Here is a 13,331-nt window from a genome sequence, read left to right as displayed (position 1 = left end):
GGCGTCACCGAGACCGGCGATCACTTCGTCCAGGCTGGGCGAGATCGTCGCCGCGCGCCATTCGCTGGCGGCGAGTTCCGCCTGCGGGTGCGCAGCCAGCCAGCGCGCGGCGAAGTATTCCTGCAGCAACTGGTGGACGTAGAGGAGGTCGTCCCATTGTTCTTCGAGCACCTGCAGCGCGCTGCCGGCGCACAGCAGCTCGGCCGCCGGTACGCCGCCGCCCGAAGCGCTGAGGAGTTCGCAGGCGTCGTCCCACGGCACGCGCACGCGCGAGGCTTGGCCCGGTGCGCGGCGCGCCTGCAGCGCATGCGCCAGCCGGCTGAGCGCCGGGAGGAGCGGGCCGCGCGTCGGCAGTTCGAGCGCGTTGCGCCATTCGCGGCGGACGATGTGTGCGTGGTCGCGCGCGTCGAGCAGGTAGCCAGGGCGAAACATTCGGTTGCCAGCTTCGATTTCGCGCAGCAGCGCTTGCCGAACGAAGCCGGTGAACAGGGCGGCGCGCCCACGCAGCGGCGGCCCGCCTTCACCCGCCTGGGCGATCAGCAGGCGCAGGTAGAACGGCGAGCGGAAGAGATCGAGTTGCGGCGTGCCGCGCAGTTGCGACCAGAGGTCGGCGCCGTGCGTCGGGCTGTATGCGGCGAGGAAGTCTTCGACCTGACGGTCGGCGAGTTGTTCGATGCGCACGTGCGGCACCGAACGCTCCGGCGTCGACAGCGATGCGCTGTAGTCGAGGCGGCGGCACGAAAAGATCGCGCGCACGCCATGCGGCAGGCGCGCGAGGAAGTCGCGCCATAGGTCGATCCGCTGTGCGTAGTCCGCCGCGTCGCCGTGCGGGATTTCGTTGACCGCATCGAGCAGGAGAAGCACCCGGCCGCGCCGCAGGAAATCGGCGAGCGGCGGCAGGTGCGGCGTGCGCCGCTCCCATTCGGCCGCCAGCCAGTCATCCGGCGACGGTAGCGCTTCGCCGGCGCGCGCCGGTCGGTAGCGGTTCAACGGGACAAAGAAGCTCACCCAGCCGTCGGCGGCTACTCCGCCCACCGCCCGGGCTGCGCCTGTGCCTTCGCCTGTGCCTTCGCCTGTGCCTTCGCCTGTGCCCTGGCCTTCCCCTTCGCCTTGGCCCTTCCCTTTGCCTTCTGCCGCGCGTAGTGCGTCGTACGCCAGGTCGAGTTCCAGCCGGCGCAGCAGCGTGCTCTTGCCGCAGCCGGGCGGGCCGAGAACGACGAGTGCCGGCGCGTCGGCCGCGGCCGCGAGCACCTGGCGCAGATCGTCGAAGCTCTGCGGCTGCGCCTGCCAGCGCATGCCTTGCGCGTCCTGCCCCTGGTCGAGCAGCAGCGTCAGCCGCGTGAAGCGCCTGTTCAGCGCGTAGCGCGGCTGCGACCATTCGGCAATGCGCGCCAGTCGGTAGTCGCTCAGCGTGCGCGGCGAAGCGGCGAGGATCTCGTGCAGCGCGGCTTCGCTGATTTCCGGCAGCTCGCCGCCGTCGATGATCGCCCGGCGCAGCCCGCTCAGCGGAGCGCGCGCAACGCCGGGGAAAGCCGGCGGCGCCGATGCTGCAGCGCCCGGGAATGGCGGCGCCGTCGGCGGCTTGCGCCGCCCGCGTTCGACTCCGGCGAGCAGCTTCGCGCGCGCTGCCACCTCGTCAGCACCGACCAGATCGAGGTAGACGATGGCAGCGAGCAAGCCATCCGGCCGACAGTCGCGCACGCGCACCGGCAGCAGACGCTGGCGACCCGCCGCGAAAGCGCCTGTCCATTCGGCCTCGGTGAAGCCCGAAGCGAAGTAGGCGTCCGACAACACGGCAATCGTGCGCTCGGCCTTCTGCAGCGCGCGCTGCATCGCGCTGACGAAATTGCTGCCCGGGTCGAAGTCCCATGCCTGAATCAATGTCTTGTAGCCCGCGTCTTCGAGCTGCCAGGCAATCCACTCGGCCCACGCGCGGTCGGCCTGCGTGTAGCTGACGAAGAAGTCGATCGGCGGCGTCGCGGCGCTGGAAGTCATCGTGGGCTCGGGCTGGGCGGTAGGCGGAATGCCGAGAAACTGGCCAGCGCTGCGCGCTGCTCTCGGCAATGCCGTCCGGTGTCGTCCGCTCTCGGCGAGCGATGCCGGGGACGATGATATTAGCCGAAAATACCCGTGCTGCGGAGAGGATCGCCAGGCCAGTCGCGCGTCATCGCGCGATCGTCAGCGGCGCGACGACCAGCCCGGCGCTGCGGCCGCCGGCAGCGGCTCAGCCGGCGATGTGCGCCTTGCGGCCAAGGTGGAAAAAGTCCATCAGCTCCTGCAACTGTATGGCCTGCGCACCGAGTTCTTCGGCCGTCGCGGCGAGTTGCTCGGAGGCCGAAGCGTTCTGCTGCGTCGCCTGATTCAAGTGGCCCATCGCGCTGCTGATCTGGCCAACCCGCGTGGACTGCTCGTGCGAGGCGGCGGCGATTTCGCGCACGAAGTCGGACACCTTGCGGATCGACGGCACCATTTCGACGAGCAGCGCGCCGGCGCCTTCCGCGAGGCCGACCGAATCACGCGCCAGCGTGCCGATTTCCTGCGCGGCAACCTGGCTGCGTTCGGCGAGTTTGCGCACCTCGGCGGCAACGACGGCGAAGCCCTTGCCGTGCTCGCCGGCGCGCGCCGCCTCGATCGCTGCGTTGAGCGCCAGCAGATTCGTCTGGTAGGCGATGTCGTCGACGATGCCGATCTTGCCGGCGATGCTCTTCATCGCCTCGACCGTGCGAGCCACCGCCGCACCGCCCTCGCCCGCCTGCCGCGCAGCGCCCGCGGCCATGCCCTCGGTGACTTTCGCGTTCTCGCTGTTGCGCACGATCGCGGCGCTCATCTCTTCGATGCTGGCACTGGTTTCCTCGGCCGCCGCCGCCTGCTCGCTGGTCGACTGCGAGAGCGAAACGGCGGTGGACGACACCTGGCCGGAGGCGTTCGATACATTGTCGGCGGCGGCGAGCACCTCGCCGATGATCGTACCCAGCTTACCGACCATCGCCTGCATCGCCGTCAGCAACTGGCCGAGTTCGTCCTTGCCATCCGCCTCGATGCCGACCGACAGATCACCCTCGGCGAGCGCGCCGGCAACCTGCAGCGCGCTGTGGATCGGTCGCGTAATCGAAAGGCAAATCCAGGTCGCCAGCGCGCCACCGAGCAAGACCGCCGCCGCGGCCAGGCCGGCGATCAGCACGTGCGTCGAGGCGACCAGCCCCTCCGCTCGCCGGCTGACCTCCTCGGCGCGCTCATTCTGCTGCCCGACGAAATCGCCGATGGCTTTCAGATAAGCCGCTTGCGCCGGACGATAGTGCTTGCCGAAATGGCTGACCGCCGCCTCCCATTCCTTCGCCTTGATCATCTCCTGCAGCGTGCCGGACATCGCGTTCGACGCCGCCCGCGCCTGCACGATCGCCGCCAGCGCTGCCTTGCCCGCCTCGCCCGCCTCGCCATCGCGCAAACCGGCGAGCGTGTCGATGATCTCGGTCGCCCGCTTGCTCGCTGCCGCGCGTTGCTCGAGTTCGTTGTGACTCGCCTCGTCGTTGCGCAGAATCAACATGTTCAGGCGCGACGCGGCAGCCACATGCACGATGTCGTTGAGCTCGTTGGCCAGCCTGACTTTCCGGTTCTTGTCCTGGACCAGATCGCTGATCTCGGCCTGCAGGTCGCCAACACGCTTGAAGCCGATCCCGGCGACGCCAAGCAGCAGGATGAGTACGGCAGCGAAGGCAGCTCCCAGGCGGGTACCCAGATTGAGATTGCGGAACATCGATATCTCCCCCGGTCAAAGAACGCGAACACGCCCGCCGCGCAGCAACGGCGGCAGGCGATAAACGCGCTACGCCCGAGACCGGGAGCCAGCCCCTCCGGCAAAAAGGGCACGCCAGCCAGCGAAGCCGCTCGTTGCCGGCACGGTCAAGCCGCGGACGGGACGGCCAGGCCGAGAGCTCGGCCAACCGGCGTGCACGGACGACGCCGCTTCACCGGATCTCGCCTTCCGTTCGCGAGCGTCTCGGGCTCTGCCGGGAGGGCTCCACAGGCGATGCTCGCTGCTCGCCCGGCGACGAGCAAAACCGCCCTTCACCCGCCGCACCGCCAGCCCAACGGTGACAGGCGACGCCGCCCTCAGCCGTAGCGCGCACCACACAAGCGTAACGAGACCAAGGGGCTTGCACCATCCGTAGTTTCTCGGAAAGCTCAGTGGAAACACGGAGAAAATCGCCCGCAACAAGGCGCGGGCGCTGCGCGCCCGGTGAAAAGCGGAAAAGCCGAAGAACGACGCCGCTGCGCGGCGACAGAGGAGCAGAAGATCAGAAAATCAGTGATCAGCATTCCGGTGGGCAGCGGTTCAAAAGGATGGGGGACACACACACCACCCGAACGCCAAGGGCGTTGTTGCGGGTTCCAGGATGGCGGCGGCCGCGGTAAGTAAAGCGCGCGAAGTCGCGGTCGTCGAACCAAGAGCCGCCGCGCACCACGCGCCGGGGCGTCGTCCGATCCGGATCTTCGCGCCCATCGTCCGCCACGTAGGGGTACGACTCGTACGCGCTGCTCGTCCATTCCCAGACGTTGCCGCTCAGATCGGCCACGGCCTCCAGCGTGTCGCCGCCGGCAAACACCCCCACCGGCGTCGTTGTACGCGCGTGCGTTTCGAAGGTGTTCGCGCGTGCAGGGTCGAAATCGTCTCCCCACGGGTAACGCCGACCCGCCCTTCCGCGCGCCGCAGCTTCCCACTCCGCCTCGCTCGCCAACCGCCACGCCTGCCCTGTCTGCTCCGACAGCCACGCGCAGTACGCGCACGCTTCGTACCAGGACACACCGACTACCGGCTGCGCCGCCTGGTTGAACGCTGGATCGTTCCAGTACGTCGGCTGCCTCTGCCGACCGGACGGGTACTCGCCTTCAAGCAGCGCTGCAAACTCGGCGTCGGACATCGCGCACCACTTCTCCCAATCGGTCAGCCGCTGCAAAGTCATGCGGCCCTCGGCTGGCCACAGGCGCACCGCCGCTAGGTTGTCCTGCACCCAGCGCCGGGCGTCAAGCGAGGCCTCCTTCGGCCCGTCGGCCGTGCCTTCGCCGCGGCGCCAGGCTTGCGCTGCTTCGCCCTCCCACCAGCGCTCGTCGTCGTAGCCGCCGGCTTCGATGAACAGCCGCCACTCGGCGTTGCTCAGCGCAAAACGGGCAATGGCGAAGGCGGCGACCGACACGCGATGCGCCGGCGCTTCATTGTCGTACAGCCCTTCGTCGCTGCCCAGCGGGTAGTCGCCGCCGGCAATCGCCACCAGCGGCGGCAGCAAGTAGGCGCCGTGCGGCCCGCTGCGCCGTTCGTAACGCGGGTCGCCGAGTTCGCCCAGCGCGCGCGCCGCGCCGATGCGCGCGCGCAGGTCGGCCGCCCGGTCGCGGCTGCGGGCGATCAACTCGTCCTGCAGCCGCCGGCGCAACGGCTCGGAAACGGCCACATCCGGCTGCGCGGCGCAGCGACCGGCGAGCGGCAGGTTTACCGCGCCGACGGCAGCGACGAAGTCGTCGGCGCGCGGCGCCAGCGCCGCGGCGAGGACAAAGGCCTCTTCCCAGCCGCTGCCCGGCAGCGCCGGCAGCGGGTCGGCGTCGCCCAGGCCGGCGATGACTTCGCTCAGGCTGGGCGAGACGCGGTCGGCGCGCCATTCGCCGGCGACCAGGCCCGGTTGCGGATGCGCGGCCAGCGCGCGGGCAGCGAAATACTCCTGCAACAACTGGTGGACGTAGAGGATGTCGTCCCATTGTTCTTCGAGCACCTGCAGCGCGCCGCCGGCGTGCAGCAGCTCGGCCGCCGGCGCGGCGTCCGCCGCGGCGAGGAGCTGGCAGGCGTCGTCCCACGGCACGCCCACGCGCGAGGCTTCGCCCGGCGCGCGGCGCGCCTGCAGGGCATGCGCCAGGCGGCTGAGCGCCGGCAGCAGCGGACCGCGCGTCGGCAGGTCGAGCGCATTGCGCCAGGCGCGGCGAACGATATGTTCGTTGTCTCGTCGGTCGAGCAGGAAGCCGGGGCGGAAGAGCCGATTGCCGGCTTCGATTTCGCGCAGCAGCGCCTGACGGACGAAGCCGGTGAACAGTGCGGCGCGACCGCGCAGCAGCGGCCCGCCTTCGCCGGCCTGGGCGATCAACAGCCGTAGGTAGAACGGCGAGCGGAAAAGATCGAGCTGCGGCGTGCCGCGCAGTTGTCGCCAGAGGTCGGCGCCGTGCGCCGGGCTGTACGCGGCGAGGAAGTCTTCAACCTGGCGGTCGGAGAGTTGTTCGATGCGCACGTGCGGCACCGACAACTCCGGCGTCGACAGCGAGGCGCTGTAGTCCAGGCTGCGGCACGAGAAGATCGCCCGCATGCGCCACCCGGTCGGCGGTCGGGCGAGAAAGTCGCGCCAGAGCTCGATGCGCTGTTCGTAGTCGGCCGCGTCGGTGTGCGGGATTTCGTTCACCGCGTCGAGCAGCAGGAGCAGCCGGCGGCCGCGCAGGATGTCGGCGAGCGCCGGCAGATCGGGCGTGCGGCGCGCCCATTCGGCCGTCAGCCAGTCGCCCGGCAACGGCAGCGCTGCGCCGGGGTTCGCCGGCCGGTAGCGGTTGAGCGGCACGAAGAAGGTGATGACGCTCTCGTCGGCGTCGGCGTCGGCGTCCGCACTCGTTGTGCCCTGAGGCTCGCCCTCCCCGCCGCCGGCGCGCAGCGCGGCGCAGGCGAGGTCGAGTTCGAGCCGGCGCAGCAGCGTGCTCTTGCCGCAGCCCGGCGGGCCGAGGACGACGAGCGCCGGCGCATCGACCGCGGCGGCAAGCACCTGGCGCAGGTCGTCGAAACTCTGCGCCTGCGGCTGCCAGCGAACGCCTTGCGCGTCCTGTCCCTGATCGAGCAGCAGCGTCAACCGCGTGAAGCGCTTGTTCAGCGCGTGCCGCGGCTGCGACCATTCGGCGATGCGGCCGAGGCGGTATTCGGCCAGCGTGCGCGGCGAGTGGGCCCCGATCTCGCGCAGCGCAGCCTCAGCAAGCTCCGGCAGCTCGCCACCGGCAACGACGGCTTGCTGCAGCGCGCGCAAGGGGTTCTCCGCGCTTCCGGGAAAAGCGGGCGGCGATGGCGTCGTGGCGGCGCCGCCGGACGTCGCCCGGGCTGGGCCCGGAAAGCCGGGCGGCGTCGCCGGCTTGCGCCTGCCGCGGTAGACTTCGGTCAGCAGTTTCGTCCGCGCGGTCGCCTCGTCGAGCCCGACGAGATCGATGTAGACGACCTGCCCCAGCAGCCCGTCCGGCCGGCAGGCCGCCACGCGCACCGGCAGCAGGCGGCCGGCTTCGGCTGTCGGGTCCTGCGCGAAAGCAGCCGTCCACTCGGCGTGCGGAAAGGGCGCCGCCAGGTACTCGTCCGACAGCACGGCAATCGTGCGCGCCGCTGTCTGCAGTGCGCGCTGCATCTCGCCGACGAAGTTGCCGCCGGCAGCGAAATCCCACGCCTGGATCAGCGTCCGGTAGCCGGCCTCTTCGAGCTGCCAGGCAATCCACGCCGCCCAGTCTTCATCGGCTTGCGTGTAGCTGATGAAGAAGTCGGTCGGTGTGGTAGCGGGCGCGGCGCGTCTCATCGTGGACTCGGAGCGAACAGCATGGGGCAGGCAGCGTGCGTGAAGGAGGAGGCCAAGGAAGAGTGAGAAGCCGACGAAGGCGGCCGACGGCTAATGGCTACGAGACGGATATTAGCCGAAAACCTCTGCCGGAAAAATGGCCGGGCATGCTCGCCGGCCGACGGCTACACGCTGGCACGCCCGGCGGGCGGCGCTTCACCGCCGACTTACGGCAGGTCGCTGCGCCGGAACGTCCAGTAGCCGGCCAGCGCGCACAGCGCGCCGATGAAGAGCGGGTAGAGCAGCGCGTAAAGGCGGAAGCCGTCGCGCCCGAAGAGGTCGAGGATGACGTAGGCCGACGGGCCGAGGACGATCAGTTGCGGGTCGAACATGGCCAGCGCGGCGGTGCGGAAGACCTGCAGCGGGTTGAGCAGCGCGATGCCGACCGCGACTTCGGGCGCGGCGCGACCCTGGATCAGCAGGCCGAGCAGGATCAGGTCGAGGAAGAGGAGCATGCACAGCCAGACGAGAAAGGCGGCGCCCTGCGCAACGTCGGTGCTGCGCGCCAGCGTCGAGATCAGCATGCCGATGCCGAGGAAGCACCAGGCGAGCGCGGCGAGCAGCCCAGTGTAGTAGAAGAACATCGCCCACGGCACGTCGATCGCCTGGAAGAGCGACCAGACGACGGCGCCGAGCATGGCCGCGAAGACGGGCAGGAAAATGACCAGGTAGCGGCCGAGCAGCTTGCCCCAGAACCACGCGGCGAGACCGACCGGCAGCGCGAGCAGGTACTCGTAGACGCCGGCCTCGCGGTCGCCGGCGACCGAGCGCACGGTGGTGATGAGGACGAAGACCGGCAGGATGGCCATGGTCAACTGGATGTAGGTGACGAGCAGACGCGACAGGCCGATGAAGCCGAGAACGCGCGATTCGGTCAGACCGAAGGCAAAGAGTAGCGCGACGATGCCGCCGAAAACCAGGCTGTAGACGAGGAACCAGCGCGCGCGCAGCGATTCGACGATGTCCAGGCGGGCGGTGAGCAGGAATGCGTTCATGCCGGGCTGCTCGGCGCGGGCTGCCGCCGGCTCATTTGCCGCGCGCCAGGATGCGCTGCTTCATTTCGCCGTAGCTCAGGCTGCCGTCTTCGGCGTTCGCCTGCGCTGCGAACTGGTAGCCCATCGGGCTCTTGCGACCCGCCAGGTAGTGCGCCTGGCGGGCGTCGAGCCAGGCCAGCGTGCGCTGGTCGGCGACCCAGTATTCGAGCCTGGCCGCGTTGTCGTCGAAGGGCTGGCGGGCGAGCCAGAAGACGGCGCAGCCGATGTCGTCGAACTTCCAGACCTTGCCCGCCGGGTCGCGAATCTGCGCCGCGAAGCGCCGGTCGCTGATCACCATGCCGCAGCGCGCGTCGAGGTCGCGATCCCACTTGATGTCGACCGGGCCGTGCTCGGCTTCGCGCGCGCAGCCGGCCGCGAACGCCGCCGGCAGCAGCGCCGGAGCGAGCGGCAGCAGCCGGACGATGCCGACGAAGCGCCGGCGCTTCATGCCTCTGGCGGCGGAATTCGCCGGCTCATTGGAGGACGACCGCCGGGTCGAGCGCGTGCATTTCGATGCGCGCGAGCAGCCCGACGTAGCGCGCGACGACGCCCATGAAGCGCAGGCGGTCGGCGCCGGCGACCGTGCCGTGCCATTCGAGGCCGGCGCGCCGATCGGCAAACTGCCAGGCGGCGAGCGTGCGGGTGATCGCCGCGTCGGCGCGGGTAAAGGTCAGATGCACCTGGAAAAGCGCCGCCAGCGCGCCCTCTTCGGCGACCCGGTCGTCGAGCACGATGCGCCCGGTGTCGAGTTCGACGACGCGGTTGACCAGCGGCGCGACTTCGTCGAGACGGTGGCTGGAGATGATCATCGTGCTGCCGGCGAGGCGCTCGGCGAGCAGGCTGAAGAAGGTGTGCCGCGCTTCCGGGTCGAGGTTGGCCGCCGGTTCGTCAAGCACCAGAACCTGCGCGTCGCGGCCAAGCGCGATGGCGATCAGGAGCTTCTGTTTCATGCCGCCCGACAGGCGGTTGAACGGCCGCGCCAGGATCGCCTCGACCTCGAGCCCGAGCCGACGCGCGACGGCGAGGATGCGCTCACTCGCCGAATGGCAGACGCCGGCGGCAAAGCCGACGAGTTGCGCGACCGGCATCTTGAGCGGCGGCGGCAACTGCGGAACGAAGCCGATGCGGCCGAGGACGAGCGTGCGCTCGCTGCGCGGCTCGCGCCCGTCGATGGTGACCTTGCCCTGGTGCGTGTATTCGCCGAGCAGGCAGCGAATCAGCGTCGTCTTGCCGGCGCCGTTCGAACCGATCAGCGCGATGCGCTCGCCAAGGCCGATCTCGAGGTTGACGCCGTCGAGCACGCGTTGCTTGCGGAAATCCTTGCCGACGTTGTCGAAACGTATCATGCGCAATCTTGTTCAGAGCAGGCGGTCGAGGCCCTTGACCGAAAAAACCAGCGCGCCGCTCGGACAGACGTCGACGCAGAGGCCGCAGCGCGTGCAGTCGGGGCCGATCGGCTCGCGCAGCTCGGCTGCCCTGCCCTTGATGACGACATCGAGCACGTGCGGCACCAGACAGACCTTGCGGCAATCGCCTTCGTGGAAACAATTTTCGAGCCGGTACTCGATACGCAGCGGAGAGACGGCGCCGACGATACCATAGGTCAGCCCGATCGGGCAGACGTAACGGCACCAGGCGCGCCGCGAATAGACGACTTCGAAGACGAGCAGCACGAGCACCCAGCCCAGGGCGAGCGACGGACCGTAGATCAGCGCACGCGAGAGGATTCCGGTCGGCGAGATCGTTTCAAAGACGGTGTAGCCGCTGAGCAGCGCGAGCAGCGAGAAGACCAGCCAGAAAATGCTGCGCGCGCCGCGGTGGAATTCGTGGTCGCTGACCCGTTTCTTCGCCACCAGTTGGAGGTGCAGCCACTCGAACCACTCGGCGACCAGGTGGTAGGGACAGACCCACGAGCAGAACGAGCGCCCGCCGAGCGCCACCCAGAGAACGAAGACGGTCACCGTGCCGATGAACAGATTGACGATGACGTGCTTGTGGGCAAGCATCACCTGCAGCGCCGAGTTGAGGTCGATCAGGTGAAAGCCGACGAAGCGCGAGGCGGTGAGCGATCCTTCGAGCATCTGGATGTCGAGCCAGAAGGAGAAGGTGAACAACAGGTTGACCAGGATGAGAACGAGCCAGCGCCGGTTGCGCCATTTGTGGTTGACCAGTTGGTGATCGTGCGCGTGTTGCTTGAGCGCCGCGAAGTCGGCCTTGGTCATTCGTTTCAGGCTGTGTACCTGGCGCGCTGCCGGCGAGATCACCGGCGGTTTCTGCGGCGCGGCGCCGAAGAGGACGCGCAGTGCTTCAAGCTGGCTCATCCGGCGCTCCACGCGGCGCGTTGATCGACGACGATCGCTGCCGTTTCGAGCGGGCAGATCATCTCGCAGACGCCGCAGCCGACGCATTGTTCGAGCACCTGCGGGCGATAGTGCTTCTGCCCGTCGGGGCCGATCGTTTCCTGCAGGTGGATGGCGTCCTTGATCGGGCATTCGCTGACGCACAGGTCGCAGATGTCGCGTTCGTAGGGGTGTTCGCGCACGGCGATCGGGCGCCAGCGGTCGATCGCGCTGTAGCGCAGGCGTCCGGTGAAGTCGGCGCCGCGCGCCTGCCCGCGAAAGCCTTTGCCCTGCACCGCCAGACACGTCTCGGGCCGCGCCAGGCGGGCGAGGCCGATACGCTCGCGCAGATTGAGCGTCGGCTCGGCGTCCTTTTCCTTCGCCTTGAGCACCGGCGCGCGAGCGAGCGGCATGCCGGGCCGCGTCGGCAGCGTCGCCGGTTTCTTGTAGGTCAGCGAGCCGGTCGGGCACGCCAGGATGCACTGCACCGCGTCGCAGGAAAAGTCGCACGCCTGCCGGCGCGCGTCGATGTACGGAACGCCAAGCCCGAAACCGGCGTCGAGATCGTCGAGTTTGATCGCCGCGACCGGACAGACCTGCACGCACTGGCCGCACTTGATGCACGAGGAAAGGAAATCGCTCTCCTCGAGCGCCCCCGGCGGGCGCAGACGCGCCTTGCGCGCGCTGGCCACCGGAACGTAGCCGAGCATCGCCAGGCCGAGAACGCCACCGACCAGAAAGGCGGAACGGATGAAGCGGCGCCGGTTCGCCTGCCGGCGCACCGGCGCCGGCGATCGTTTCGCTCCTCCCGGGGCCGCGCTTTCGTTCGTCGCAGCGGCCGGATCGAGGTCGACGCCCGACTGATCCTTGCCTGGCTGGTTCATTCGCCCGCTCCCGTGTGGCGCGCCGGCGTCCGCGTGAACGCCGGCTGCTCGTCGCGCAGGAGCAGCACCGGCGTCGAAAACGGCGCCAGGCGTTCGAGGAAGTCGAGCGTTTCCATCATCGGTGCGTTGCGGAAGAAGCGCGCGTAGGGCACTTCCATCCACAACTGGTCGGCGTAGGCGTACAGCTCGTGCGGGCGGTCGCCGATCGCGTCGTGGTCGCGGTCGAAACCCTGATAGTCGTCCCAATAGTTGTTTTTCCAGACGTTGTGGCGCGCGCTACCGGCGTCGCCCATCGCCACCTGCGTCAGGTTGCCCTCGAAGACGTTGCCCTCGATCAGCGTGCCGTCCTTGTCGGCAAGAAAACTCATGCCGACGCCGTTGTAGGCAATGCGGTTGCGGCGAATCCGGATCGTGCTCTCGGGCTCGAAAGGCGACATGTCGAGCCCGATGCCGACGCCGCAGTAGATGATTTCGTTCTCCTCGACGAGCACGTCCGAGGCCTCCTTGAAGCCGACCGCCATCCCGGTCGGCCCGTTGGCGTGCGAGAAGAGATTGCGCCGGATCGCGCCGCCGCCGGAATACATGACATAGACGCCGACGGCGTTATCGGAAAAGCGGTTGCCTTCGACCAGGTTGTTGGCGGCAAACATGAAGTGGATCGAATAGCGGCTGCGCCTGGCCTCGTTGCCCAGGTAGCGATTGTCGTTCGAGTACCAGGCGACCATGTCGCGCGCGTCCTCGATCATGTTGCCGGCGATCAGGTTGCGCTGGCTGTACCACAGGCGCAGGCTGTCGCCGCGCGTGCCGAGGTCGAAAGGCTTGGAGCGTATCCGGTTGTTGCGCACGACGTTGTCGTTCGACTTCTTGAGGTCGATGCCGAACAGGCAGTCGTCGATCGTCAGGTCTTCGAGCATGTTGCGGTCGCCGCGTACGTTCAGGCAGGCGTCGTCGGTGTCGTGCGACGCCCCGGAAGCGGTCAGATGAAGTCCGCGCAGAACGGAATCGTTCGCCGCGAGTATGAAGACCGTTCCCTTGCCGCCGCCGTCTATCGTCACCTGCCCGCCACCGTCGATATGCAGCGGCTTGTTGACGACGACCGGACCCGAGTACCTGCCCGGCGCCAGCTTGAGCAGCGTGCCGGCGGGCGCGGCATTGACCAGATCCTGCAGGAAAGGCAGCCCGGCAACGTGCGCCGCGAGAGGAATGCTCACTGGCTGGTCGATGCCGCCCCAGCCGGCGTTTCCCGGCGCCGCCCGGCCCGGCGGCGCGGCCATTCCGCCCAGGCGTTCGTCGCGCGCTTCATTGTCCGCGTTGCGCGCTGCATTGGCCGTGTTGCCGCCGCTGCCGCGCGCGCCGCTGCGCAACAAGGCGGTCAGCGCGTCTTCGGCGTCGCCCGCCAGGGGCAGCGCCAGCAGTGCGAACCCGCAGCTCAGGCCGACGGCGAGCAGACGACGCAGCATCGGT

At 68.9% G+C, this 13,331-nt stretch carries 9 protein-coding genes; all 9 read right to left on the bottom strand.

The features are described 5' to 3' along the window. A partial coding sequence (locus Q1L59_RS11100) for a toll/interleukin-1 receptor domain-containing protein (protein ID WP_300332178.1) occupies positions 1 to 1,995 on the bottom strand: 1,995 nt, incomplete at its 3' end. Positions 1,996 to 2,224: 229 nt separating this feature from the next. Next, the gene (locus Q1L59_RS11095) at positions 2,225 to 3,754 is read right to left on the bottom strand and encodes a methyl-accepting chemotaxis protein (RefSeq protein WP_300332176.1); all 1,530 of its coding nucleotides are present in this window, start codon (positions 3,752 to 3,754) and stop codon (positions 2,225 to 2,227) included. Positions 3,755 to 4,310: 556 nt separating this feature from the next. After that, positions 4,311 to 7,571: an SUMF1/EgtB/PvdO family nonheme iron enzyme gene (locus Q1L59_RS11090; protein ID WP_300332174.1), complete on the bottom strand. Its 3,261-nt coding sequence runs from the start codon at positions 7,569 to 7,571 to the stop codon at positions 4,311 to 4,313. A gap of 206 nt (positions 7,572 to 7,777) precedes the next feature. Continuing rightward, complete coding sequence (locus tag Q1L59_RS11085; RefSeq protein WP_300332172.1) at positions 7,778 to 8,605, bottom strand: ABC transporter permease subunit; 828 nt, start codon at positions 8,603 to 8,605, stop codon at positions 7,778 to 7,780. Between the two features lie 31 nt (positions 8,606 to 8,636). After that, a complete protein-coding gene (locus Q1L59_RS11080) occupies positions 8,637 to 9,092 on the bottom strand; it encodes a protein NosL (RefSeq protein WP_300332170.1) in 456 nt (151 codons plus the stop codon). A 25-nt stretch (positions 9,093 to 9,117) separates the two neighbouring features. Next, positions 9,118 to 9,990, bottom strand: coding sequence for an ABC transporter ATP-binding protein (locus Q1L59_RS11075; RefSeq protein WP_300332168.1), 873 nt, complete (start codon positions 9,988 to 9,990; stop codon positions 9,118 to 9,120). Positions 9,991 to 10,002: 12 nt separating this feature from the next. Continuing rightward, a complete protein-coding gene (locus Q1L59_RS11070; RefSeq protein ID WP_300332166.1) occupies positions 10,003 to 10,965 on the bottom strand; it encodes a NapH/MauN family ferredoxin-type protein in 963 nt (320 codons plus the stop codon). After that, complete coding sequence (locus tag Q1L59_RS11065; protein ID WP_300332164.1) at positions 10,962 to 11,867, bottom strand: 4Fe-4S dicluster domain-containing protein; 906 nt, start codon at positions 11,865 to 11,867, stop codon at positions 10,962 to 10,964. Before Q1L59_RS11065 ends, Q1L59_RS11070 begins: the two co-directional genes overlap by 4 nt. Then, on the bottom strand, positions 11,864 to 13,327 hold the full coding sequence (gene nosD, locus Q1L59_RS11060; RefSeq protein ID WP_300332162.1) for a nitrous oxide reductase family maturation protein NosD: 1,464 nt from the start codon (positions 13,325 to 13,327) through the stop codon (positions 11,864 to 11,866). The genes Q1L59_RS11065 and nosD overlap by 4 nt, the downstream gene beginning before the upstream one ends. Positions 13,328 to 13,331 lie beyond the last annotated feature (4 nt).

This window comes from Accumulibacter sp. (assembly GCF_029255125.1).
GTDB lineage: Bacteria > Pseudomonadota > Gammaproteobacteria > Burkholderiales > Rhodocyclaceae > Accumulibacter.
Note: the sequence above shows the minus strand (reverse complement) of the source record. Positions and strands in the feature narration are given on the sequence as shown.

Bases quoted from the DNA above. Each gene is read 5' to 3' on its own strand.
- Q1L59_RS11095 (WP_300332176.1), bottom strand. From the start codon at position 3,754: ATGTTCCGCAATCTCAATCTGGGTACCCGCCTGGGAGCTGCCTTCGCT.
- Q1L59_RS11090 (WP_300332174.1), bottom strand. From the start codon at position 7,571: ATGAGACGCGCCGCGCCCGCTACCACACCGACCGACTTCTTCATCAGC.
- Q1L59_RS11085 (WP_300332172.1), bottom strand. From the start codon at position 8,605: ATGAACGCATTCCTGCTCACCGCCCGCCTGGACATCGTCGAATCGCTG.
- Q1L59_RS11080 (WP_300332170.1), bottom strand. From the start codon at position 9,092: ATGAAGCGCCGGCGCTTCGTCGGCATCGTCCGGCTGCTGCCGCTCGCT.
- Q1L59_RS11075 (WP_300332168.1), bottom strand. From the start codon at position 9,990: ATGATACGTTTCGACAACGTCGGCAAGGATTTCCGCAAGCAACGCGTG.
- Q1L59_RS11070 (WP_300332166.1), bottom strand. From the start codon at position 10,965: ATGAGCCAGCTTGAAGCACTGCGCGTCCTCTTCGGCGCCGCGCCGCAG.
- Q1L59_RS11065 (WP_300332164.1), bottom strand. From the start codon at position 11,867: ATGAACCAGCCAGGCAAGGATCAGTCGGGCGTCGACCTCGATCCGGCC.
- nosD (WP_300332162.1), bottom strand. From the start codon at position 13,327: ATGCTGCGTCGTCTGCTCGCCGTCGGCCTGAGCTGCGGGTTCGCACTG.